Raw genomic sequence first — 22,610 nt, forward strand, 5'->3', positions numbered from 1 at the left:
AGGATCCTGCCACATGTTGCCGTTTGGTGATCGAGAAAGCGGCACGTATGATGCATCCCAAACTCCCGCAGATTAGAAGCCTATGTCCCTGATAGTTCTACTGCTGCTGCCGTTTCTTGGCAGCTGTCTGGCAGCCTTGCTGCCGCATAACGCACGTAACACCGAATCCCTGCTGGCCGGCCTGGTGGCCCTGGTCGGCACCGTTCAAGTCGCCCTGCTCTACCCCCAGATCGCCCACGGTGGCGTGATCCGCGAAGAATTCATGTGGTTGCCCAGCCTGGGCTTGAACTTCGTGTTGCGCATGGACGGGTTTGCCTGGCTGTTCTCGATGCTGGTACTGGGCATCGGCACGCTGGTGTCGCTGTATGCGCGCTATTACATGTCGCCGGACGATCCGGTGCCACGCTTCTTTGCGTTTTTCCTGGCCTTCATGGGCGCGATGCTCGGGCTGGTGATCTCCGGCAATCTGATCCAGATCGTGTTTTTCTGGGAACTGACCAGCCTGTTCTCGTTCCTGCTGATCGGCTACTGGCACCACCGCGCCGATGCGCGACGCGGTGCCTATATGGCGTTGATGGTCACCGGCGCCGGCGGTTTGTGCCTGCTGGCGGGCGTGATGCTGCTGGGGCATATCGTCGGCAGCTATGACCTCGACCAGGTGCTGGCGGCGGGCGAGCAGATCCGCGCCCACGCGCTCTACCCGATCATGCTCGCCCTGGTGCTGATCGGCGCGCTGAGCAAAAGCGCGCAGTTCCCCTTCCACTTCTGGCTACCCCACGCGATGGCGGCCCCCACGCCGGTGTCGGCCTACCTGCATTCGGCGACGATGGTGAAAGCCGGCGTGTTCTTGCTGGCCCGCCTGTGGCCGTCGCTGTCCGGCAGCGAAGAATGGTTCTACATCGTCGGCGGCGCCGGCGCGATCACCCTGCTACTCGGCGCGTACTGCGCGATGTTTCAAAACGATCTCAAGGGCCTGCTGGCCTATTCCACCATCAGCCACCTCGGGCTGATCACCCTGCTGCTGGGCCTCAACAGCCCGCTCGCCGCCGTCGCTGCGGTGTTCCACATTCTCAACCACGCCACCTTCAAGGCTTCGCTGTTCATGGCGGCGGGTATCATCGACCACGAAAGCGGCACCCGTGACATTCGCAAACTCAGTGGTCTGGTGCGTTTGATCCCGTTTACCGCGACCCTGGCGATGGTCGCCAGTGCGTCCATGGCGGGCGTGCCGCTGCTTAACGGCTTCCTGTCCAAAGAGATGTTCTTCGCCGAAACCGTGTTCATCTCGGCGACCAAGTGGGTGGAAATCACCCTGCCGGTGATCGCCACCATCGCCGGTACGTTCAGCGTGGCCTACGCGCTGCGCTTCACGGTCGATGTGTTCTTCGGCCCGACAGCCACCAACCTGCCCCATACGCCACACGAACCGCCGCGCTGGATGCGCGCGCCGGTGGAACTGCTGGTGTTCACCTGCCTGCTGGTGGGGATCTTCCCGGCGCAGATGGTCGGCTCGATCCTCGCTGCCGCCGCACTGCCCGTGGTGGGCGGCGTGCTGCCGCAGTACAGCCTGGCGATCTGGCACGGCTGGAACGCGCCGATGATCATGAGCCTGGTGGCGATGTCCTGCGGCGTGGTGCTCTACCTGTTGCTGCGCAAGCAACTCAAGCGCGGGCGCTTCGATTACCCGCCGATCATCAGCTACTTCAACGGCAAGCGCGGCTTCGAGCGCTGCCTGGTTGTGATGATGCGCGGTGCACGCAAGATCGAAAAACGCATCAGCACCAAACGCCTGCAAACCCAGCTGTTCCTGCTGGTGTTGGCGGCGGTGGTCGCAGGCCTCATCCCGATGCTGCACAGCAGCCTCAGCTGGGGCGACCGGCCGAAGATCCCCGGTTCCATCGTGTTCGTTACCTTGTGGCTGCTGGCGATTGCCTGCGCCGTCGGCGCCGCGTGGCAAGCCAAGTATCACCGGCTGGCAGCCCTGACCATGGTCAGCGTGTGCGGCCTGATGACCTGCATCACGTTCGTGTGGTTCTCCGCGCCGGACCTGGCCTTGACCCAACTGGTGGTGGAAGTGGTGACCACCGTGCTGATCCTGCTGGGCTTGCGTTGGTTGCCACGGCGGATCGAAGAGGTTTCGCCCCTGCCGGGCAGCCTGCGCAAGGCGCGGATTCGCCGGGTGCGCGACTTCCTGCTGTCCACCGTGGTAGGCGGCGGCATGGCGTTGCTGTCCTACGCGATGCTGACGCGGCAGACGCCCAACGATATTTCCTCGTTCTACCTCAGCCGCGCCCTGCCCGAAGGCGGCGGCAGCAATGTGGTCAACGTGATGCTGGTGGACTTCCGCGGCTTCGACACCCTCGGCGAAATCACCGTGCTCGGCGCCGTGGCGCTGACGGTGTACGCGCTGCTGCGACGTTTCCGCCCGTCCAAGGAAAGCATGCAACTGCCCGCGCAACAGCGCCAGTTGGCCCCGGACGTGGCCACTGACCTGGTCAACCCGCGCCAGGCCAGCGACACCGCGCTGGGCTTCATGATGGTGCCCGCAGTGCTGGTGCGCCTGCTGCTGCCGATTGCGCTGGTGGTGTCGTTCTACCTGTTCATGCGCGGCCACAACCAACCGGGCGGCGGGTTTGTCGCCGGGCTGGTGATGTCGGTGGCGTTCATCCTGCAATACATGGTCGCCGGTACGCAGTGGGTCGAGGCGCAGATGAGCCTGCGGCCGATGCGCTGGATGGGCTTCGGCCTGCTGTCGGCGACGCTGACCGGGCTGGGTGCGCTGTTTGTCGGCTACCCGTTCCTGACCACCCACACCTGGCATTTCAGCCTGCCGCTGCTGGGCGACATTCATGTGGCCAGCGCGCTGTTCTTTGACGTCGGCGTGTACGCCATGGTGGTCGGCTCGACGCTGCTGATGCTCACCGCCCTCGGTCACCAATCGGTGCGCGCACACAAACCAAGCAACCAGGCCAAAGTGGTTGCCGCAACGGAAGGAGCCGCCTGATGGAAGAAGTCATCGCAATTGCCATCGGGGTCCTCGCGGCCTCCGGTGTGTGGCTGATCCTGCGGCCACGGACATTCCAGGTGGTGATGGGCCTGTGCCTGCTGTCGTATGGGGTCAACCTGTTCATCTTCAGCATGGGCAGCCTGTTTATCGGCAAGGAGCCGATCATCAAGGACGGCGTGCCGCAAGACCTGCTCAACTACACCGATCCGCTGCCCCAGGCCCTGGTGCTGACGGCCATCGTAATCAGCTTCGCCATGACCGCGTTGTTCCTGGTGGTGCTGCTCGCCTCCCGGGGCCTGACCGGCACGGACCACGTCGACGGCCGGGAGCCCAAGGAATGAATTGGGTCAACCAACTGATCATCGCGCCGATTCTGCTGCCGCTGCTCACCGCTGCACTGATGTTGATGCTCGGCGAAAAACGCCGGCCGCTGAAAGCCAAGATCAACCTGTTCTCCAGCGTGCTGGGCCTGGGGATTGCGGTGCTGTTGCTGTACTGGACGCAAAAAGGCGGCCCCGGTTCGATTGGCGTGTACCTGCCGGGCAACTGGCAGGTGCCGTTCGGCATCGTGCTGGTGGTGGACCAACTGTCGGCGCTGATGCTGGTACTCACCGGCATCATCGGCGTGAGCGCGCTGCTGTTCGCCATGGCCCGCTGGGACCGTGCCGGCACCAGTTTCCATGCCTTGTTCCAGGTGCAGATGATGGGCCTGTACGGCGCCTTCCTCACCGCCGACCTGTTCAACCTGTTCGTGTTCTTCGAGGTGCTGCTGGCGGCGTCCTACGGCCTGATGCTGCACGGCTCGGGCCGCGCGCGGGTGTCGGCGGGGCTGCATTACATCGCAATCAACCTGCTGGCCTCGTCGCTGTTCCTGATTGGCGCGGCGATGATCTACGGCGTCACGGGTACGCTGAACTTTGCCGACCTGGCGCTGAAAATTCCGCTGGTGCCGGAGGCGGATCGTGGCCTGCTGCATGCGGGTGCGGCGATCCTCGCCACCGCGTTCCTGGCCAAGGCCGGCATGTGGCCGCTGAACTTCTGGCTGGCTCCTGCCTATTCCTCGGCAAGTGCGCCGGTGGCGGCGATGTTTGCGATCATGACCAAGGTCGGCGTATACACCGTGCTGCGCTTGTGGACGCTGCTGTTCTCCGGCCAGGCCGGTGCGTCGGCGCTGTTTGGCGGTGACTGGTTGGTGTACGGCGGCATGGCGACCATTATCGGCGCGGCGCTGGCGATGGTCGCGGCACAACGGCTGGAGCGCATGGCCAGCTTGAGCATCCTGGTGTCGGCGGGGATCTTGCTGTCGGCCGTGGGTTTCGCCCAGCCGAGCCTGACGGCAGGCGCGCTGTTTTATCTGGTCAGCTCGACCCTGGCGTTGAGCGCGCTGTTCCTGCTGGCGGAGTTGATCGAGCGTTCGCGTTCGGCCAACGACTTGCCGCTGGATGAGGAAATCGATGCGCTGCCCAAGGCCATGGAATCCCTGCATCCGCGTCCGGGGGTGAACCTGGATGATGAACAGCAAGCCGTGGTCGGCCAGGTGATCCCCTGGACCATGGCGTTCCTCGGCTTGAGCTTTATCGCCTGCGCGTTGCTGATCATCGGCATGCCGCCGTTGTCCGGGTTTATCGGCAAGCTGAGTTTGCTCAGCGCGCTGATCAATCCACTGGGCCTGGGCGTGAGCGTCGACGCGCCGATCCGTCCGGCAGCCTGGGGCCTGGTGGTGCTGCTGGTGCTCTCTGGCCTGGCCTCGTTGATCGCGTTCGCGCGCCTGGGCATCCAGCGCTTCTGGACGCCGGAAGAGCGCCCCTCGCCGCTGCTGCGCCGCTATGAGTGCGTGCCGATCTTCTTCCTGCTCGGGTTGAGTATCCTGTTGACCTTCAAGGCCGAACCGCTGATGCGCTACACCCAGGCCACGGCCGTGAGCCTGAACAACCCCGAGCACTACGTGATGGCGGTGATGGCCACGCGTCCGGTGCCGAGCCCCGAAGCGAAGAGCGCCGCGCTGGAGGTGCAGCCATGAAACGCCTGTTCCCTGCGCCGTGGCTGTCGTTGGCACTGTGGTTGTTATGGCTGGTGCTGAACCTGTCGGTGAGCCCCGGCAACCTGCTGCTCGGCGCACTGCTGGGCGTTCTCGCGCCGCTGCTGATGGCGCCGCTGCGGCCATTGCCGATCCGCATCCGCCGTCCCGGGGTGATCATCCGCCTGTTCTTCGTGGTCGGCCGCGACGTGATCGCGTCCAACCTGCAAGTGGCCTGGGGCGTGCTGACCTGCGGCACACGCCCACCGCGTTCGCGCTTTATCAAGATCCCCCTGGACCTGCGCGACGCCAACGGCCTCGCCGCGCTGTCGATGATCACCACCGTGGTGCCCGGCACCATCTGGTCGGAACTGGCGCTGGACCGCAGCATCCTGCTGTTGCACGTGTTCGATCTGGAGGATGAAGCGGCGTTTATCGAGCACTTCAAATCCACCTACGAGCGGCCCCTGATGGAGATCTTCGAATGAGCGCCCTGCTCTCCAATGCGATCCTGTTCAGCCTGTTCCTGTTTTCCCTGGCCATGGTGCTGACCCTGGTGCGCCTGTTCAAGGGTCCCTCGGCCCAGGACCGAGTCCTGGCGCTGGATTACCTGTACATGCTGGCGATGCTGATGATGCTGGTGCTGGGCATTCGTTACGCCAGTGACACCTACTTTGAAGCGGCGCTGTTGATTGCGCTGTTTGGCTTCGTGGGCTCGTTTGCCCTGGCGAAATTCCTGCTGCGTGGCGAGGTGATTGAATGATGCCGTTATGGGTGGAAGTGATCGTGGCCGTGCTGCTGGTGTCGAGCAGCGTGTTCGCCTTGATCGGCGCAATCGGCTTGTTGCGCATGAAGGACTTTTTTCAACGCATGCACCCGCCGGCGCTGGCTTCGACGTTGGGCGCGTGGTGTGTGGCATTGGCGTCGATTGTGTACTTTTCGGCACTCAAGTCCGGGCCGGTGTTGCACGGCTGGTTGATTCCGATTTTGTTGTCGATCACGGTGCCGGTGACCACGTTGCTGCTGGCGCGCACGGCACTGTTCCGTAAGCGCATGGCGGGTGATGATGTGCCTGCCGAAGTCAGCAGCCGCCGCTGATCGCTCAAGTGAACACAGTATAAATGTGGGAGCGGGCTCCCACATTTGGTTTTGTGCTAGGCGAAAGATCGAATTCTCGCCGCCAGTTCTGCCAGCCCGTCATCATCCGCGCGCCCATGATCATGGGACGAGATATAGCCCTCATACGCCTCGAAAAACTTGTCCACCTTCGAACTCAAGGGCTTGAACGTACTGTCCGACCCTGTGCCATGCATGGGGAACAACTTCGCATGCAGGTGATCCACGCCATAGCCCTCCATGATCAGCCCCGTACGCGCCACATCGGGAAACGCCCGGTCGATCTGCAAGGCCGTCTTCTTCGCCGCCACCGCGAGCGCGGCCAACACTTCGTCCGACTGGGCAAACGCATAGCTGCCGTAATGCTGCTTGGGGATCACCACGCTGAAACCCGGGGTGTTGGGGAAAATCGAGAGGAAGGCCATGTGCTGGTCGTCTTCCCAGAGGATGTGGGCTGGGGAGGCTTTGCGGACAATGTTGCAGAAAATACAATCCATTTTAATCGCTGCCATTCTAGTCATGGGATGGGTTGACGCAGCTATCTAAAGCCACGATTCGGTAGGCGTCAAAACAAATGGAAACGTTCCGAAATGTCCTAGGCCTTTTGTACCGTCGCCATTTTTATTAAGGAATAGGCCATGCATGGGTGCCAGGGAACACCAAGGCTTTGAATCTGAGTGGGTGGGCACATTTAGATTGGGGGTCACCAATGGATCGGTGGCGCAGCCGAGTAAAAAACCACAGAATTTTCCGACAGTGTTTAAGGGTTGTCCCTCGGAAGATGGCTGCCTAATCTTCGGCAGTCGCTGCAAATTCAGCGACCGGGTTTCGCAGCCCGGTTAAACTCTAGACGCACAGCGTCCACCTCAGATAGCGGGCGCTTTTTTATGCCTGATGTCATGGCGGCTGTGCGCGGGATACCTTCGGGTATGCCGGGTGCCTAGAGTCCCGGTCTGCGAACCCGCGTACAGCTGCCACCCTAGTATCGTTTCGCAGCGATGGGAGGCAGCTCCAATACTCTAGGAGCTTTGCCATGATTAAAGACAGTCCAAATCCGCCGTTAGATTCAACCGCGTTTCACGCCTCTGCTCATCGAGCAATTAACCACTATCTGAACCCCTCTGAAAACCCGCAGCCATCTGCTGAGGGCGACAACCTGTTTACCGTACGCGAAGGACTGGACGTCGAGACGCTGTTGGTCAACGCGTCAGAGGATCTAGCGTCGGTTCGTGCGTTGGCAAGCCATTTGGCTTTCGAGATCGATGGCAATCCTCGTAGTGTGGCACTGGGTATGTGTCGGATGCTGGAAGGAATCCAATTGATGGTGGATAAAACACTAAGCCTCAAAGACGAGCCCATTCACAGATCAATCTGAAGCCGAAGAATTTGCAAAGCGGGCACGGTAAAAACTGTGGGAGCGGGCTTGCTCGCGAATGCGGCGTGTCAGTCAGCACATGTGTGACTGATACACCGCATTCGCGAGCAAGCCCGCTCCCACATTTGGATTGTGGTGTGCCTGGCGAAAAAAAACGCCCCGAACCAGTCGGGGCGTTTTTTATTCAGCCTTTAGCAATCAAGCCTGATCAGCCAAGCGCCACGTCGTCCCACCCTTGCCGTCTTCCAACACCACGCCCATGGCGGTGAGTTGGTCACGGATACGGTCGGATTCCGCCCAGTCCTTGTTGGCCCGTGCGTTCAGGCGCGCCTGGATCAGCGCATCGACTTCAGCCGCATCCACACGCCCTTCGGCGCCGGCCTGGAGGAAGTCATCGGCTTGCATCTGCAACACGCCCAGCACGCTGGCCAGTTCTTTCAGGCGTGCGGCAAGGCCAGCGGCGGCGTCGAGATCGCTCTCGCGCAGGCGGTTGATCTCGCGCACCATCTCGAACAGCACGGCGCAGGCTTCTGGGGTGCCGAAGTCGTCGTTCATCACCTGGGTGAAGCGCTCAACGAACGCTTCGCCACCGGCCGGAGCAACCACCGGCAAGCCTTTCAACGCGTGGTAGAACCGCTCCAGGGCGCCCTTGGCGTCCTTGAGGTTGTCTTCCGAGTAGTTGATCGCACTGCGGTAGTGGCTCGACACCAGCAGGTAACGCACCACTTCCGGGTGATACTTTGCCAGCACGTCGCGGATGGTGAAGAAGTTGTTCAAGGACTTGGACATCTTCTCGCCATTGATGCGAATCATGCCGCAGTGCATCCAGGCATTGGCGTAGGTCTTGCCGGTGGCGGCTTCGCTCTGGGCGATTTCGTTTTCGTGGTGCGGGAACTCGAGGTCGCTGCCGCCGCCATGAATGTCGAACGTCTCGCCCAGGCAGCAGGTGGACATCACCGAGCATTCGATGTGCCAGCCCGGCCGCCCGGCGCCCCATGGCGATTCCCAGCTCGGCTCGCCCGGCTTGGTGCCTTTCCACAGCACGAAGTCGAGCGGGTCTTGCTTGGCCTCATCCACTTCGATACGCGCGCCGATGCGCAGGTCTTCGATTTTCTTGCGCGACAGCTTGCCGTAGCCCATGAACTTGGCGACGCGGTAGTACACGTCGCCATTGCCCGGGGCGTAGGCGTAACCCTTGTCGATCAGGGTCTGGATCATCGCGTGCATGCCCGGGATGTGGTCCGTGGCGCGTGGCTCCATGTCCGGCTTGAGGATGTTGAGGCGCGCCTCGTCCTCGTGCATCGCGGCAATCATGCGCTCGGTCAGCGCGTCGAACGACTCGCCGTTTTCATTGGCGCGGTTGATGATCTTGTCGTCGATGTCGGTGATGTTGCGCACGTACGTCAAGTCATAGCCGCTGAAACGCAACCAGCGGGTGACCAGGTCGAAAGCCACCATGCTGCGGCCGTGGCCGATGTGGCAGTAGTCGTACACGGTCATGCCGCACACGTACATGCGCACCTTGTTGCCATCCAGCGGCTTGAAGACTTCTTTGGTCTTGCTGAGTGTGTTGTAGATCGTTAACACGACAATTCCTTCTCTCTAGGCAAAGCCGGTCAGGCCTGCCTGATCACTGGCCCCACGAATCACGCAAGGTCACGGTACGGTTGAATACCGGAGCGCCTGGTTTCGAGTCCTTGATATCCGCGCAGAAGTAACCTTCGCGCTCGAACTGGAAACGGTCTTCCGGCTGTGCTTCGCCCAACGAGGGTTCGGCACGACAACCAGTGAGTACTTGCAGGGAGTCAGGGTTGATGTTGTCGAGGAAACTGGCGCTGTCTTCCGCCTTTTCAGGGTTCGGCGAACGGAACAGGCGATCGTACAGACGCACTTCGCACTCGATGCTGGCGGCGGCCGGCACCCAGTGGATCACGCCTTTGACCTTGCGGCCTTCCGGGTTCTTGCCCAGAGTTTCCGGGTCGTACGAGCAACGCAGTTCGACGATGTTGCCATCGGCGTCCTTGATCGCTTCGTCGGCACGGATCACGTAGCTGCCACGCAGGCGCACTTCGCCATTTGGCTCCAGGCGCTTGTAGCCTTTTGGCGGCTCTTCCATGAAGTCATCGCGGTCGATGTAGATTTCACGGGCGAACGGCAGCTTGCGCACGCCGAGTTCTTCTTTCTGCGGGTGGCGCGGCAGTTCGAGGTGGTCGACCTTGTCTTCCGGGTAGTTGGTGATCACGACTTTCAGCGGACGCAGCACGCACATGGCGCGTGGGGCGTTCGCGTCGAGGTCCTGGCGGATGCTGAATTCGAGCATGCCGAAGTCGACCACGCCGTCGGAACGGTTGGTGCCGACCATGTCGCAGAAATTGCGGATCGAAGCCGGCGTGTAGCCACGGCGGCGGAAGCCCGACAGTGTGGACATGCGCGGGTCATCCCAGCCATGTACGTGCTTTTCATCCACCAACTGCTTGAGCTTGCGCTTGCTGGTGATGGTGTAGTTCAGGTTCAGGCGGCTGAACTCGTACTGGCGCGGGTGCGCAGGAACCGGCAGGTGCTCCAGGAACCACTCGTACAACGGGCGATGGCTTTCGAACTCCAGGGTGCAGATCGAATGGGTGATGCCTTCGATGGCGTCCGACTGACCGTGGGTGAAGTCGTAGTTCGGGTAGATGCACCACTTGTCACCGGTCTGGTGGTGATGGGCGTGGCGGATGCGGTACATGATCGGGTCGCGCAGGTTCATGTTCGGCGAGGCCATGTCGATCTTGGCACGCAGCACGCGGGCGCCGTCCGGGAACTCACCGGCACGCATGCGTGCGAACCAGTCCAGGTTCTCTTCCACCGAACGGTCGCGGAACGGACTGTTCTTGCCCGGCTCGGTCAGGGTGCCACGGTATTCCTTGGCCTGTTCCGGGCTCAGGTCGTCGACGTAGGCCTTGCCGGCCTTGATCAGCTCGACGGCCCAGTCGTGCAACTGGTCGAAGTATTGCGAGGCATAGCGCACTTCACCGGACCATTCGAAGCCCAGCCACTTCACGTCGCTTTCGATGGCGTCGATGTATTCCTGGTCTTCCTTGGCCGGGTTGGTGTCGTCGAAACGCAGGTGCGTGACGCCACCGAATTCCTGGGCCAGGCCGAAGTTCACACAGATCGACTTGGCGTGACCGATGTGCAGGTAGCCGTTTGGCTCAGGCGGGAAACGGGTGACGATCTGCGTGTGCTTGCCCGAATCCAGGTCCGCCTGGATGATCGGGCGCAGGAAATTGACCGGGACGGCAGGTCCGGCCTTGGAATTCGAGGTAGGGTCGACAGTGGGCTTGCTCATAGGATCCTTGAACAGACAGGTACGTGGCCGGTTGAGGCCAGATAAAACAAAGCGCTCATAATAGCCGAAGCGGTCAAGACACTGACAGGCCACGACCCAAAACTGCTGCTTTAATTACTGCTTTAATGACGAACGCGATAAAAAACCACCTCGAAATTCCTGCCGGGCACGCTAAACTGCGCGCCTTGGCCGAAGTTTCGCCAAACCGGTAAGGCGCTAGGGCGTCCGTACCTACGAATTCCTTGAAAGAGAAACGACCATGACTCAAGTCAAACTGACCACCAACCACGGTGACATCGTCATCGAGCTGAACGCCGAGAAAGCGCCGATCACCGTCGCCAACTTCATCGAGTACGTAAACGCCGGCCACTACGAAAACACCGTTTTCCACCGTGTCATCGGCAACTTCATGATCCAGGGCGGTGGTTTCGAGCCAGGCATGAAAGAAAAGAAAGACAAGCGCCCAAGCATCCAGAACGAAGCGGACAACGGCCTTTCCAACGACAAGTACACCGTCGCCATGGCCCGTACCATGGAGCCGCATTCGGCCTCCGCGCAGTTCTTCATCAACGTGGCCGACAACGCCTTCCTGAACCACAGCGGCAAGAACGTGCAGGGTTGGGGTTACGCGGTATTCGGTAAAGTCACCGAAGGCCAGGACGTCGTTGACAAGATCAAAGGCGTACAGACCACTGGCAAAGCCGGTCACCAGGACGTTCCGGTAGAAGACGTGATCGTCGAGAAAGCCGAGATCGTTGGGTGATATTGCTGATTTCAGATTTGCATCTGGAAGAGGAGCGCCCGGATATAACCCGGGCGTTTCTGGATTTACTCCACGGCCGCGCCCGTGGCGCCCAGGCGTTGTACATTCTGGGGGACTTCTTTGAAGCCTGGATTGGCGACGATGGGATGACCCCTTTCCAACGCTCGATTTGCGCAGCCCTGCGCGAACTGAGCGACAGCGGCACCCCGATTTTCATCATGCATGGCAACCGCGACTTCCTGATCGGCAAGGCGTTCTGCAAAGCTGCAGGTGCCACCTTGCTCAAGGACCCGAGTGTCGTGCAACTCCATGGCGAGCCGGTGCTGTTGATGCACGGCGACAGCCTCTGCACCCGCGACGTCGGCTATATGAAGCTGCGGCGTATCCTGCGCAACCCGGTCGTGCTGTTTATCCTGCGCCACCTGCCCCTGCGCACCCGCCACAAACTGGCGCGCAAGCTGCGCAGTGAAAGCCGTGCACAGACACGCATGAAGGCCAACGACATTGTCGACGTCACCCCCGAGGAAGTGCCACGGGTAATGCAGCAGTTCGGCGTACGCACCCTGGTCCACGGCCACACCCACCGCCCCGCCATTCACAAGTTGCAGATTGGCGAGCAAGCGGCCAAGCGCATTGTGCTGGGGGATTGGGATAAACAGGGTTGGGCGTTGCAGGTGGATGAGCAAGGGTTTCAGTTGGCGGCGTTTGATTTCGTCAATCCGCAACTGGCGCTGCCTGGCGCCTGAACCTCAAACACCACTGATCCAATGTGAACACCGATCCAAATGTGGGAGCGGGCTTGCCCGCGATAGCGGGGGGCAGTCAACTCATGTATCGACTGAACCACCGCTATCGCAGGCAAGCCAGCTCCCACAGGGGTTTGCATTCCACACTCGCGTTTTGTGCCTACGACTCATCAGCCAAAAATATCTGTGAAGGCAGCGTGAAACCGCGCAGCTTGAGCAGTGCCAATGGCCCTGCATCCAGTTCGGTGCGCAGATGCCAAGTCAGGTCGATACCGTCAGGCGCCTTGAGCTCCATGCGATAGAGGCTGTCGCCATCGTCCAATGGCGTGACGCGGGCTTTTTCCAGCAAACGGATCAGCCCCCAGGTGCCTTGGTAATCACCCAACAGGCGTTCGCCGGCATGCACACTGGTCCAGCTCAGGCTCACCCCGGGGTAATCGCTATGGCCTGGCCAGTTGAAGCGCTGCCAACGTTCTTTTTGGTTGAAGTAGTGGTGTTTTTCGCCATTGAGAACAAAGGTGGTTTGCACCACGTCTCTGACCGCCTTGCCCTGGAGCTCGAAGCTCAGCCCCATGCCACCGTCGGTGTAGAGCACGTCCGCCAAGTTGCTGAGCTGGTTGATGGCTGACAGAAACTGCGGATTGAAACGCAAGCCCTGGCTATGCAACGGATCGACCACCCAGCGATTGCCCTCCTTGCGCAACACGCCGCTCAGTTGATGCTGCAAGAACTGCTCGATCCGCCCTGAGTCGGCACGAATCATTTGTCCCAACATCGGCAACGAGGCGTCACTGCCTGTGGCGGCAAACGGGTAGCGGCTGGCAAACGCGCTGTGCCAGGGCGTCACGATCGCGCGTTGCCACTGGCGGTTAAGACTCGCCGCTGAAGGTTGCAGCACCCGCTGCCAGGCCTGGTCCATTGGACGCACGAACAGCGCCTCGCCGAACCCGGCCCACTGCGTACCCAGGCTGGCAGCAATCAGCCTGCCGTAGGACTGGGTGTCGGTCAGATCGATACTTTTTCCCTGGAAGACCGTTTGCGCCAGGGTCTGGGTCATGGCCTGCGGGTCCGGGGCGTGACTGACTTGCTGCAGTTTCAGGCGAGCGCGGGTGATTTGGGTGAGAAAAGCATGCAAGGAGAGCTTGCTACCGTCGTCGTTGCTCATCAGTGAAAGCAGCGGACCGAAAGTGGCATCCAGGGGGCCGCTCGGCTCATGCGTCAATCCGTCGGTCACCGGCGTCTCGTCCCGGCCGATCAACTGTTGCGCCGACTGGATCAGAGAGTCTCCAAGTGTCCGGCCACGGTGACTTGCATGCGCTTGGTACGCCACTGTGCTCATCAGTGCAATCAATGGCGACTGGCGCACATCGCTCATCAACGTCAATTGGTCGATGACATCGGCCATCCGTTCGGATTGCTGCCAGCGCAGACTGTTGAGGAAGTCCAGCCACGCGCGGGCATAGTCCTGGAAGTAGCGCTCGGTAAGACGCTCGCGCAGTTTTTCTGGCGTCAGATCGGGATCAACATCGATGGGCTTGTCGCTGAGCACCCAGTCGATTTCCTCGCGTCGAGCGCTGGCAATATCGTCAATGACTTGGCGCACATGGCCCTCCCAGGCTTGGCGGGTGAACACCCCCGCGACCCTGGCGTCGGTGGAAAACAGTGCCAATGCATCGGTATCGGCGACCATCTGGTGCAGGCTCAAGTCCGGCGAATGATTGGCGGCGGCATCGAGCACCTGTTGGTACAGGCTGGCTTCGGCGTTGCGTCGACCCAACTGGCCTAGCAAGACCTGCCGGACCTGAGCGACCCGCTTCCAGTCAGCCGCGATGCGCCACTCGGGATGTGCAGCCAACTGCACGCTGTAGAACTGCCAAAGCGTCGGCGACAGGCTCTGCCAAATACCGGGTGACAAACCGGCGCGCAGCGGCTCAGCCTCGCTCAAGGTCTTGGCCAGGAAGACAGAATCGGTTTTTTCCGGGCGGGCCATCATCAGGTAAGCCTTGAGTTGATCGTAGGCAACACGGGCGTAGCGGGCGCGGTCCGGGCTGTCCGGTGCAAGGTTGATCAACGTGTCGAGTTGGCGTTGCAAATTCTCGACCGCCGGGTCGCGCATCAATCGGTTATTGCTTTCGACGTAGTGCGGCCAAAGGGTTTCAAGCAAGGCTTGGTTCTGGTTCAAGCCAAAACGTTGATACCACGGCGTGCCGTGCTCGGCGCGGTAGTCCAGCCGGGCGAGGACGCGAGTCAGCTCGTTGAGGGCCTGAAATTGCTGGTCGCCTTGAGCCGATTGCTGCAACGCAGCGAGCGACGCGTGTGCTTGAGCGACCTGCGCGCGGTTACTGGCGAAGGACAGCCACAAGCCCATTGCCCAGACCAGCATCAGCATCATCGTCACGGCGTAACAGACGCGAGCGGCGCTCCAGCCCACTCGGCGGCGTACGGGTTTGTCCGCCAGTACGCCGTTCCAGGCGGGGTCCTTCGGCCAATAATGGCCCGTCGGCTCACGCTGCACCGGCAGGCTGAACCACACACCACGCAGGGGCACTCCACGGGCGGACGGGCCCAGCAACGGCGCAAGCGCCTGGCGCCACCGGGTCATGCCTTCGACCTGCAAATCGCGAGACAGCCGGAGCAGGAAATCATGGGTAGTCTGATCATGCATCTGCGCCAGACCTGCTTGACGCAGGGGCTCGATCAAGCCTTGCAAGCACGCTTGCAGGGCGCCGATGGTCAGCTTCGTCGGCAACACACTGCCAACCGGCTCGACTCTGCGCTGGGCCTGCGGCCATGGGCTGGCACAGACTTGCCACAGGTGCAGGGGAATCTGCCAGCGCAACTCACGGGACAGTTCGCACAAGTGCCGAACGCCCTCACCCATCGCGGCATCATCGAGGCTTTGCTCCCTGCCCAGCGCCCAGACCACAGCGTCAAACGCACGCTGGCGGCTCAACTCGCGCCACTGTGCAAGGGCTGCCTTGTCCAGCCCGCAATTGACACTGCCACCCCATAACAACACTGTGCCCTGCCCTTCCAGCCAGTTTTGTGGCGTCAAGCCAGGGGCGATAGCGTTGATCTGATCCGGTTCGCCAAACACTAAAAACCAGCGGACTTTGCTGCGCCAGAAGTACCCGTGCTGGGTGCGAAGAGACTTGCGTAGCGCCTCCAGCCACGGTTTTTCTTCAGGCTCGACAGGACTCGGAAAAGCCCCCCAGGGTTCAGCCACTGTCGCCACCAACCCCGTTGCCCAGCCAACCGCAACACGGTCCCAAGCCAATACAATCAGCGGGCAAAACCAGCAAAGCGCGAGCCCGATGAACAGGCCTCGGAGTGCCAGATCCTTGAGCGCCAGCGCGGGCCAAGCGAAATAGTCACGGCACAATGCGTAGAGCAAGCAGCCGAGCATGACCAGCAACCACGCGACCACCAGATAACCCAACCCCACGCCGACCAAAGAGGCCTTACGTCCACCCTTAATGATTGCCATGAGGTACCACCACTCCAATCGCCAGTCGTTTCTCGGCGTCCTGACTCAACCAGCCGCAGGGCTGAGCTGCCACCTTCGCCTGCAACAGCGCCAGCGACATACCGATGAAAGGCGCCAGGTTCCCCAGCAGGCCCCAATGCATGCTCAGTTGGTGCTCGGCTGCGCACCAGCCTCCCTGCGCAAACGTTAGCTGGCTGGTTGCATCCAATGCCAAACAGCTGGCCGGCGGCCCATCAAGGCCGGCATAACATTGCACCTGCGCGCACAGTTGAGCCGGCGACTCATGCGTTTCGCTCAATAGATACTCAGCTCGATGCAACACCTGCCTGCCTTGCCGATCCACCACCCACAGAAAGCCCGCTTCGCCTGGCAGCTCAGGGTCTTCGGCGCGTTCCAAAGACACCACGCCGGCGCACAAGAACCAATCCCCCGCCTCCTGGCAGCGCGGGTAAAAGCCTTCAATCAGCGCATCGAGGTCGGCCAGATCGGCCAATGGCACGCGAGTATCGGGCAGCCTCACGCCGGCCTTGGCCAACTGTTGAGTGAACGCGCTCTCGCTGCCCGTATCACCCGCCCAGGCAACGCCGCACAACCTTGGCCAGCGCGCAGATAACTCAGGAAGTGCAAGGGTCAACCGGGCAAGGTGGCGGGCCAAGGCAGGGCCGCGTTCGGTGAGATTGCTCAGTGACAATCGACACCGTAGCGCAGGCTGCGTCGCCCCCGGTATCAGCGACGGTTTCGGGACGGGCGTGGCGGCCATCAGCCCGCGGTACTGCGCCTGCTCGTCGCCCGCCGGCCCGAGCAACAACACCTGTTGCACCGGCAACCCCAAACCACGCCGCCGCCACCAGCGCTGCAGGTCGCCATCACGGGCGCGGCGGTACACATCCGTCTGGAACTGAGCGATCTGCCAAACCAATATACGCAGCGCCAATACCAACACCCAACTCAATGGCAGCACTGCACTCCATAACCACAGTTCTACCTGAGGCTGGCCTTCGGGCCAGAGCGCAAACAGGGCTGCCGCCTGCACGCTCAAGAGCACCAGCAACGCCAGCCACCAGCCTCGCCAATGGGGTGCTCTCGGCGCAATAACCTGCGGATACAGCGGCGGCCGAGTCATGGCGACACCCCCATCGATGCAGTAGCAAGCGTGCTCACCAAACGGCAGCCGCACTCACATCGGTGCCCGTGCAGCGCCACAGGTTTGCCGTCCATTGTGGAACCCGCAGTGCCTTCACTGATTTTGTTCAGGCCGTGCTTTTTACAGCGGACGGGGTCGCCCATGCAGGCCACCGGTTTGCCGAAGGCCAGGAAATGGCCTTGCAAAACCTCGCCGCCAAAGGGCTGCAAAGGATCACCGAGACGCACTAAAGGCAACATCAGGCCACCTCCCCGTCGATCCCAAACAAGCTGCCCGCCGCGCGCAACATGGCAGTGGTGCGTTCCAGGCGCTCGGCCAGATCCTCCTGGGCGATTTGAGTTTTCAGCTCGGCGGCCACCAAACCGATGTGCGCGGTTGGCTTGAGGATTTGCTCGGCCCCCGGCAGGAACGGCACCACCAGGCCCGTGGCCTTGTCGATAACCTGATAACCGATGGTCGCGCCGCTGATACCGGCGGCAAGGCCACCCAGGGCATTTTTTCGCTTGATGCCATACACCGTGGCCCCAACCACCATCGCCACACCCAGCATCCGCCCCGCCACCACCACCGGGGAAAGCTCGCGGCTGTTTTCATTGCCGAAATAGGTCATGCGGTAAAAAAAGTAACCGGCCCACAGCTCACGGGTTTTCAGCGCATCGTGCATGAACCAGGCGCGCGAGTCGTGGACTTGATCGTCGAACAGCGCGACCAGCAGGGCCATATTTTCTTCCGTACTGGGCGTACCTCGGTCATCCCGGAACAGCTGTTTGCAACGTCGCTCGCCCGCCGCCTTGAGTGCAGCGTGGTCCTTGGCTTCGTCATCTTCGTTGAGCAGGTAGATCGCGTCGCGCAGCACCACATCCAGCACGTAACCCTTCAAGCTGGTTTGTTCGCGTTTGCTGCCGGTGTAGTCGGCCTTGAACTCGGCAGCGGCCTGACTCAGTTGGGTCTGGTCGATCTTCGGTTCGTAGATGGGCGGGCCCGGGAAGGTTTTGGCCGCATCAGGGGTTTGCTCGCGGTGTTTTTTGAGAGCCTTTTTCAGCGCTTCGTAGTGCTCGCGTTGCTGGCCCTCATCGTAGGCCGTGGTCTCGTGGGCTTGAGTGAAGAAGGGTTGGTGTTTGTAGCTGTCGTTGGCAAAACGGCCGATGCGCCAGCCGGTGATCCAGCCCAGTTGGTCGGCCAGGGTGTCTTCGACAGTGGTGGTGAGCTGGATGGGTTGGTAGGACCAGGGGGGAGTCGCAGTGGGTGGGTCGCAAGGGATGCCTGGGAGGGTTTGGCGCCAGGCGTTGAAGCGTTCGATAACGAGGGGGCTGATATCGAACTCCTCTTTTGTGTCCGGCCCCAACCTCCGCCAAGATTCGTTGCGCTGCAAGCTTTCAGGCAATGCCTGCTCCGGAACCTGCAACGGTGCGCCCGCAGCGAAGGCTTCGGCATATAGGTCGTGCAAGGCGATCTGTGAAACTAGTTCATTGGTACCACCGCGTGCCTTGCCCTGATCATTTTTTGGGTAGCCGCCTCCCACATCGGAATGAACGCCGGGGTAGACCACTTCAATGGTGTTGGCTGGGTACTTGCCATCTTCATTGCGTATCGAATCCAGCGGGAAACACGAGCGCTGTTCGAATCCCGCGACGAAATGGCGGCAGCACTTGACCAGATCAGGGAAACGTTGGGCGTCGGGCAATAACTGAGTGTTATCGGCCCAATCCATGTGCCCTGCAAAAAACGGCGCGGCGTGAGCGATGCCGACCGAGGCCACGGTATCCAGCAGGCCGAGAAACTCGACGCTGATTGGCAGACCAATCAGGCTTTGTTCGGGGCGCTCGGCGCCTTCCGGCGTGTCGAATAGCTGGCTTAGCCAGGTAACAAAAGTACGGGCCTCTGCGGCGCCTCGGGAGAAGCCGTATACGAAGAGTTTGATTCCTAGAACCTTGGGCTGTGCTACCGGCACGCGGGCTTTCAAAGGGGCAAGCAGGCTGGTCATTACGGAGCGACGATTGCTTGGGCCAAGGGTACTCATCAAGGGCAGAGACCACGTGCTCATTTTGGTGACCGCTTTCGCACGATCATCCTGCGACAAAGGAACACCGGCCAACGCCGAATACATGGCGTCGGCGACAGATACCAAAGCCCAGTTGATGCGATCCTCGCCTCCGGTGGCGTACTTCAACCCGTCCTCGCTGTAATCCAACTCGCCCACTTCCGGAAATGGGGTGCCAACACCGGGCATGTAGTAAGAGTAATAGCCGCTCCCTTTAGCTTCATCATCCTGAATCGACGCATGATAGAGCTTGGCGATATTACTGGGATGGTTCTTTTTGGTGTCATTATTGTCGTTGTTATTGGTCCCATCGAAAAACAGGCTTACGTGCATGCTATGACAACATACAAAGCGCTGACTCCTCCCAGCAGAATCAGGCTGTCGACAAAATAGGTTCTCTTCAGCAGTTTGCCTACGATAGTTAGCATCCACCACTGAAACATCTCTAGGCAAGCGCCCGCCAAGAGGAAAAACAGGCGCACCAAAAGCTTTATCTGCAAGTTGATTTTTTATTTCGGACATACAGCTGGCTCCTTTGCGCGCCTAGGTTCTTTGATCGGATAATTTGGTCGACCATATATCGCACAAGCCGTAGTAACTGCAACGCGATTGCACGTTAAGAAATGCACCTTTAGGTCGCAAGATTCTCTTTCTGGCCATTCAGGAACATCGACTGTAACTCGGTACTGTCGAAATTTAGCCTTGTGACTGGCCCAGGCTTCCTCATCAAATCCAAACCCGATTGTTTTTCTTTTTATTTTCGCAAAGCGATCAGGATCAACCTCCCACTCAACATCCACCTTCAACCCCGGTCGCCACTTAACTGGCATAATGATGCAACACGAACTCCCTCCTCCGCCGTGCGCTCTATAGCCATTCACCGAAAACCAATTAATTGCAGTACCTTCAACATGATTAATCGCTGCTATATTCCCGGCTACCATCTTATTTTCAGCGAACGTACACCCCAACAATGTAAGCACCAATAGCCCACACAGGCATTTCAAAACCGCGCTTATCTTTCCAATAAAACACACTACCGACCTCAGCAACGAGAAAAACAAACTCTGCCCCCTAAAAAAATTAATCATGAAACGCGTCACTTCACACATACAACTGGCTCCTTTGCGCGCCTAGGTTCTTTGATCGGATAATCTGGTCGACCATATATCGCGCAAGCAGTAGTAACTGCAACGCGATTGCAAGTTAAGAAGTGCACCTTTAGGTCGCAAGATTTTTTTTCAGGCCATTCCGGAATGGCAACAACAGCTCTATAAACCCTGTAGCTCTCAGCGTGTCTTGCATAAACCTCGTGAAATTTATTCGACGTAACAGATGGCATTTCTGCGGATGAATTAGGATCAACCTCCCACTCAACCTCCACTTCCAACCCCGGCCGCCACTTAACCGGCATAATGATGCAACACGAACTCCCCCCTCCGCCGTGCGCTCTATACCCATTCACCGAAAACCAATTAATCGCAGTACCTTCAACATGATTGATCGCCGCTATATTCCCGGCCACCATTTTATTTTCAGTAAACGCACACCCCAACAACACTAAAGTCGCCAGGCCGCCCCCCATAAAACCAAAGCAAAGCAAGCATCTCTTCAGGCTCATAACCTGCTCCTTACACACTCACTCAAATTACCAATATAATTTTATCGCCTGACCACCAAGACTTACGAGTCGGAACAAAAACGTTATCCTTTGAGTTACTTTCTAATTGGGGCATACAGCTGGCTCCTTCATATCAAGTGGTTCTTGGATGGGATAACTTGGGTGACCGTACACCCAGCACGAGGTCGTCACCTCCACTCGCTTACAAGTCAAGAAATGAACATTCATACTGCACGACTTTTTTTCCGGCCATTCAGGAACATCGACTGTAACTCGGTACTGTCGAAATTTAGCCTTGTGACTGGCCCAGGCTTCCTCATCAAATCCAAACCCGATTGTTTTTCTTTTTATTTTCGCAAAGCGATCAGGATCAACCTCCCACTCAACATCCACCTTCAACCCCGGTCGCCACTTAACTGGCATAATGATGCAACACGAACTCCCTCCTCCGCCGTGCGCTCTATAGCCATTCACCGAAAACCAATTAATTGCAGTACCTTCAACATGATTAATCGCTGCTATATTCCCGGCTACCATCTTATTTTCAGCGAACGTACACCCCAACAATGTAAGCACCAATAACCCACACAGGCATTTCAAAACCGCGCTTATCTTTCCAATAAAACACACTACCGACCTCAGCAACGAGAAAAACAAACTCTGCCTCCTAAAAAAATTAATCATGAAACGCGTCACTTCGCACATACAACTGGCTCCTTTGCGCGCCTAGGTTCTTTGATCGGATAATCTGGTCGACCATATATCGCGCAAGCAGTAGTAACTGCAACGCGATTGCAAGTTAAGAAGTGCACCTTTAGGTCGCAAGATTTTTTTTCAGGCCACTCCGGAACATCAACAGATGCGCTGTAACGTCGATAGTTGGATTTATGCTTGACCATAAAGGCTTTGAACTCCTCCGTCCCTAACGGAGGCGTAGCAGCATTGCTATTCGGATCAACCTCCCATTCAACATCCACTTCCAACCCCGGCCGCCACTTAACCGGCAAAATGATGCAACACGAACTCCCCCCTCCGCCGTGGGCTCTATACCCATTCACCGAAAACCAATTAATCGCAGTACCTTCAACATGATTAATCGCCGCTATATTCCCGGCCACCATTTTGTTTTCGGTAAACGCACACCCCAACAACATTAAAGCCGCCAGGCCGCACCCGACAAAACCCAAGCAAAGCAAGCAACGCTTCAACCTCATAACCTGCTCCTTACATACTCATGAAAATCACCAAAATAATTTTCCCGACTGGCCTTCAAGGCTAATGAGTAGAACAAAGAGAAACGCTGCTCCCGACCTCCAAGTGCTTGATAAAACTCTCCGCTGTTCATTAACTCCTGCGCATCGCTGATACACCCCATCAACTCGAACTGTTCGTCGCTCAATTCCAGAAAAGGTGAAACGTGAACGGCGCTCTTTCCACCCAATGCATGTCCCTTGAGCCACTGCATTTGCTCATCTCGATCAAACCAGCCCCAAAAAAAAGCCAGTTGCCGAAACTCAGTGCGTTGTTGGTCGGTAAAAATCGAAGACATCAATAAGGGAAAGCTGCGCGGGTCGTAGTAACGCAACAGTCCGGCTTTACCGCCCCAGCGGATTTGCGAAAGTGCTCGCAGCGCGTGACTCAGGGTTTCAAAGGCCAGCGGCGAGATCACCACCAACACGCGTGCGTCGGCTGCGCCGTGAGTCAGTAGTTCCTCCAGCCAGGCTTTATGCCGCCAATGGGTCAAGTCCAGGCGCATCAATAGGGGGGCCTGGTCCAGCATGTGTTCCTCGGGGGTTCCCGTGAACAGTGAAAACCAAGGGATCGCTGGCCTTATCTGCTCCAGCGCCCCGATAAGGTCGGTGTGCCAGGCGGCCTGATCAAACAGCAGATCTACAGAGTGCACACCGGCGGTGGCACATACGTGTTCGACCTGGTCCTGCCATGGGATAGGTGCTGCCATTT

21 protein-coding genes are annotated in these 22,610 nt (G+C 59.3%); 9 read left to right on the forward strand and 12 right to left on the reverse strand.

The genetic code is table 11. The annotated features are described in order from the left end of the window. Positions 1-82: 82 nt before the first annotated feature. The 6 genes from AC3ISR_RS17305 to AC3ISR_RS17330 are packed head-to-tail and all read left to right on the forward strand — an operon-like array spanning position 83 to position 6,122. Complete coding sequence (locus AC3ISR_RS17305) at positions 83-3,004, forward strand: monovalent cation/H+ antiporter subunit A (RefSeq protein WP_192296595.1); 2,922 nt, start codon at positions 83-85, stop codon at positions 3,002-3,004. Next, positions 3,004-3,348, forward strand: coding sequence for a Na+/H+ antiporter subunit C (locus tag AC3ISR_RS17310; RefSeq protein ID WP_003192163.1), 345 nt, complete (start codon positions 3,004-3,006; stop codon positions 3,346-3,348). The genes AC3ISR_RS17305 and AC3ISR_RS17310 overlap by 1 nt, the downstream gene beginning before the upstream one ends. Next, positions 3,345-5,027: a monovalent cation/H+ antiporter subunit D gene (locus AC3ISR_RS17315; RefSeq protein WP_192296596.1), complete on the forward strand. Its 1,683-nt coding sequence runs from the start codon at positions 3,345-3,347 to the stop codon at positions 5,025-5,027. The genes AC3ISR_RS17310 and AC3ISR_RS17315 overlap by 4 nt, the downstream gene beginning before the upstream one ends. After that, on the forward strand, positions 5,024-5,512 hold the full coding sequence (locus tag AC3ISR_RS17320) for a Na+/H+ antiporter subunit E (protein WP_192296597.1): 489 nt from the start codon (positions 5,024-5,026) through the stop codon (positions 5,510-5,512). Before AC3ISR_RS17315 ends, AC3ISR_RS17320 begins: the two co-directional genes overlap by 4 nt. Further along, the gene (locus AC3ISR_RS17325; protein WP_105522735.1) at positions 5,509-5,787 is read left to right on the forward strand and encodes a K+/H+ antiporter subunit F; all 279 of its coding nucleotides are present in this window, start codon (positions 5,509-5,511) and stop codon (positions 5,785-5,787) included. Before AC3ISR_RS17320 ends, AC3ISR_RS17325 begins: the two co-directional genes overlap by 4 nt. Then, positions 5,784-6,122, forward strand: coding sequence for a Na+/H+ antiporter subunit G (locus tag AC3ISR_RS17330; protein WP_192296598.1), 339 nt, complete (start codon positions 5,784-5,786; stop codon positions 6,120-6,122). The genes AC3ISR_RS17325 and AC3ISR_RS17330 overlap by 4 nt, the downstream gene beginning before the upstream one ends. A gap of 56 nt (positions 6,123-6,178) precedes the next feature. On the opposite strand, the gene AC3ISR_RS17335 is transcribed toward AC3ISR_RS17330, so the two are convergent. Beyond that, on the reverse strand, positions 6,179-6,637 hold the full coding sequence (locus AC3ISR_RS17335) for an HIT family protein (RefSeq protein ID WP_489324388.1): 459 nt from the start codon (positions 6,635-6,637) through the stop codon (positions 6,179-6,181). Between the two features lie 536 nt (positions 6,638-7,173). Between AC3ISR_RS17335 and AC3ISR_RS17340 the strand changes: the two genes are divergently transcribed. After that, positions 7,174-7,515 (forward strand): DUF6124 family protein, encoded by a 342-nt coding sequence (locus AC3ISR_RS17340; RefSeq protein WP_489324389.1) that lies wholly within the window; start codon positions 7,174-7,176, stop codon positions 7,513-7,515. 198 nt (positions 7,516-7,713) lie between these two features. Here the strand turns inward: AC3ISR_RS17340 and cysS are convergent, their stop codons facing one another. After that, positions 7,714-9,102, reverse strand: a complete 1,389-nt coding sequence (gene cysS / locus AC3ISR_RS17345) for a cysteine--tRNA ligase (RefSeq protein WP_192296600.1) — start codon at positions 9,100-9,102, stop codon at positions 7,714-7,716. A 43-nt stretch (positions 9,103-9,145) separates the two neighbouring features. Continuing rightward, positions 9,146-10,846, reverse strand: a complete 1,701-nt coding sequence (locus AC3ISR_RS17350; protein WP_192296601.1) for a glutamine--tRNA ligase/YqeY domain fusion protein — start codon at positions 10,844-10,846, stop codon at positions 9,146-9,148. Positions 10,847-11,105: 259 nt separating this feature from the next. Here AC3ISR_RS17350 and AC3ISR_RS17355 point away from each other — a divergent pair, with 259 nt between their 5' ends. After that, on the forward strand, positions 11,106-11,609 hold the full coding sequence (locus tag AC3ISR_RS17355) for a peptidylprolyl isomerase (protein WP_010209496.1): 504 nt from the start codon (positions 11,106-11,108) through the stop codon (positions 11,607-11,609). Beyond that, positions 11,606-12,355 carry a UDP-2,3-diacylglucosamine diphosphatase gene (gene lpxH / locus AC3ISR_RS17360; RefSeq protein ID WP_192296602.1) on the forward strand — a complete coding sequence of 250 codons (750 nt, stop codon included), beginning with the start codon at positions 11,606-11,608 and terminating at the stop codon, positions 12,353-12,355. Before AC3ISR_RS17355 ends, lpxH begins: the two co-directional genes overlap by 4 nt. A gap of 160 nt (positions 12,356-12,515) precedes the next feature. Here lpxH and AC3ISR_RS17365 read toward each other — a convergent pair whose 3' ends face one another. The 9 genes from AC3ISR_RS17365 to tla1 all read right to left on the reverse strand — a co-directional run bounded on the left by AC3ISR_RS17365 (position 12,516) and on the right by tla1 (position 22,608). Continuing rightward, a complete protein-coding gene (locus AC3ISR_RS17365; protein WP_489324390.1) occupies positions 12,516-15,842 on the reverse strand; it encodes an ImcF-related family protein in 3,327 nt (1,108 codons plus the stop codon). Beyond that, positions 15,829-16,821 carry a hypothetical protein gene (locus tag AC3ISR_RS17370; protein WP_489324850.1) on the reverse strand — a complete coding sequence of 331 codons (993 nt, stop codon included), beginning with the start codon at positions 16,819-16,821 and terminating at the stop codon, positions 15,829-15,831. The genes AC3ISR_RS17365 and AC3ISR_RS17370 overlap by 14 nt, the downstream gene beginning before the upstream one ends. A gap of 140 nt (positions 16,822-16,961) precedes the next feature. Continuing rightward, complete coding sequence (locus AC3ISR_RS17375; protein WP_192296603.1) at positions 16,962-17,225, reverse strand: PAAR domain-containing protein; 264 nt, start codon at positions 17,223-17,225, stop codon at positions 16,962-16,964. Beyond that, positions 17,225-19,549, reverse strand: coding sequence for a T6SS phospholipase effector Tle1-like catalytic domain-containing protein (locus tag AC3ISR_RS17380; protein WP_463983562.1), 2,325 nt, complete (start codon positions 19,547-19,549; stop codon positions 17,225-17,227). The genes AC3ISR_RS17375 and AC3ISR_RS17380 overlap by 1 nt, the downstream gene beginning before the upstream one ends. Beyond that, positions 19,537-20,139, reverse strand: a complete 603-nt coding sequence (gene tli1a / locus AC3ISR_RS17385) for a Tli1a family immunity protein (RefSeq protein ID WP_463983561.1) — start codon at positions 20,137-20,139, stop codon at positions 19,537-19,539. The genes AC3ISR_RS17380 and tli1a (AC3ISR_RS17385) overlap by 13 nt, the downstream gene beginning before the upstream one ends. Then, a complete protein-coding gene (gene tli1a / locus AC3ISR_RS17390) occupies positions 20,127-20,612 on the reverse strand; it encodes a Tli1a family immunity protein (protein WP_463983613.1) in 486 nt (161 codons plus the stop codon). The genes tli1a (AC3ISR_RS17385) and tli1a (AC3ISR_RS17390) overlap by 13 nt, the downstream gene beginning before the upstream one ends. 138 nt (positions 20,613-20,750) lie before the next feature. Continuing rightward, complete coding sequence (gene tli1a / locus AC3ISR_RS17395; protein ID WP_463983560.1) at positions 20,751-21,353, reverse strand: Tli1a family immunity protein; 603 nt, start codon at positions 21,351-21,353, stop codon at positions 20,751-20,753. Next, positions 21,341-21,862 (reverse strand): Tli1a family immunity protein, encoded by a 522-nt coding sequence (gene tli1a / locus AC3ISR_RS17400; protein WP_463983559.1) that lies wholly within the window; start codon positions 21,860-21,862, stop codon positions 21,341-21,343. The genes tli1a (AC3ISR_RS17395) and tli1a (AC3ISR_RS17400) overlap by 13 nt, the downstream gene beginning before the upstream one ends. Further along, a complete protein-coding gene (tla1, locus tag AC3ISR_RS17405; RefSeq protein WP_463983558.1) occupies positions 21,859-22,608 on the reverse strand; it encodes a toxin Tle1 chaperone Tla1 in 750 nt (249 codons plus the stop codon). The genes tli1a (AC3ISR_RS17400) and tla1 overlap by 4 nt, the downstream gene beginning before the upstream one ends. Positions 22,609-22,610 lie beyond the last annotated feature (2 nt).

Source organism: Pseudomonas sp. GL_117 (assembly GCF_057835125.1).

Bases quoted from the DNA above. Each gene is read 5' to 3' on its own strand.
- tli1a (WP_463983613.1), bottom strand. From the start codon at position 20,612: ATGGGGGGCGGCCTGGCGACTTTAGTGTTGTTGGGGTGTGCGTTTACT.
- AC3ISR_RS17335 (WP_489324388.1), bottom strand. From the start codon at position 6,637: ATGGATTGTATTTTCTGCAACATTGTCCGCAAAGCCTCCCCAGCCCAC.
- tli1a (WP_463983561.1), bottom strand. From the start codon at position 20,139: ATGTGTGAAGTGACGCGTTTCATGATTAATTTTTTTAGGGGGCAGAGT.
- AC3ISR_RS17380 (WP_463983562.1), bottom strand. From the start codon at position 19,549: ATGTCCGAAATAAAAAATCAACTTGCAGATAAAGCTTTTGGTGCGCCT.
- AC3ISR_RS17315 (WP_192296596.1), top strand. From the start codon at position 3,345: ATGAATTGGGTCAACCAACTGATCATCGCGCCGATTCTGCTGCCGCTG.
- AC3ISR_RS17340 (WP_489324389.1), top strand. From the start codon at position 7,174: ATGATTAAAGACAGTCCAAATCCGCCGTTAGATTCAACCGCGTTTCAC.
- AC3ISR_RS17320 (WP_192296597.1), top strand. From the start codon at position 5,024: ATGAAACGCCTGTTCCCTGCGCCGTGGCTGTCGTTGGCACTGTGGTTG.
- AC3ISR_RS17355 (WP_010209496.1), top strand. From the start codon at position 11,106: ATGACTCAAGTCAAACTGACCACCAACCACGGTGACATCGTCATCGAG.
- AC3ISR_RS17325 (WP_105522735.1), top strand. From the start codon at position 5,509: ATGAGCGCCCTGCTCTCCAATGCGATCCTGTTCAGCCTGTTCCTGTTT.
- AC3ISR_RS17375 (WP_192296603.1), bottom strand. From the start codon at position 17,225: ATGTTGCCTTTAGTGCGTCTCGGTGATCCTTTGCAGCCCTTTGGCGGC.
- AC3ISR_RS17310 (WP_003192163.1), top strand. From the start codon at position 3,004: ATGGAAGAAGTCATCGCAATTGCCATCGGGGTCCTCGCGGCCTCCGGT.
- tli1a (WP_463983560.1), bottom strand. From the start codon at position 21,353: ATGTGCGAAGTGACGCGTTTCATGATTAATTTTTTTAGGAGGCAGAGT.
- AC3ISR_RS17365 (WP_489324390.1), bottom strand. From the start codon at position 15,842: ATGGCAATCATTAAGGGTGGACGTAAGGCCTCTTTGGTCGGCGTGGGG.
- AC3ISR_RS17330 (WP_192296598.1), top strand. From the start codon at position 5,784: ATGATGCCGTTATGGGTGGAAGTGATCGTGGCCGTGCTGCTGGTGTCG.
- AC3ISR_RS17350 (WP_192296601.1), bottom strand. From the start codon at position 10,846: ATGAGCAAGCCCACTGTCGACCCTACCTCGAATTCCAAGGCCGGACCT.
- AC3ISR_RS17305 (WP_192296595.1), top strand. From the start codon at position 83: ATGTCCCTGATAGTTCTACTGCTGCTGCCGTTTCTTGGCAGCTGTCTG.
- tli1a (WP_463983559.1), bottom strand. From the start codon at position 21,862: ATGAGGTTGAAGCGTTGCTTGCTTTGCTTGGGTTTTGTCGGGTGCGGC.
- tla1 (WP_463983558.1), bottom strand. From the start codon at position 22,608: ATGGCAGCACCTATCCCATGGCAGGACCAGGTCGAACACGTATGTGCC.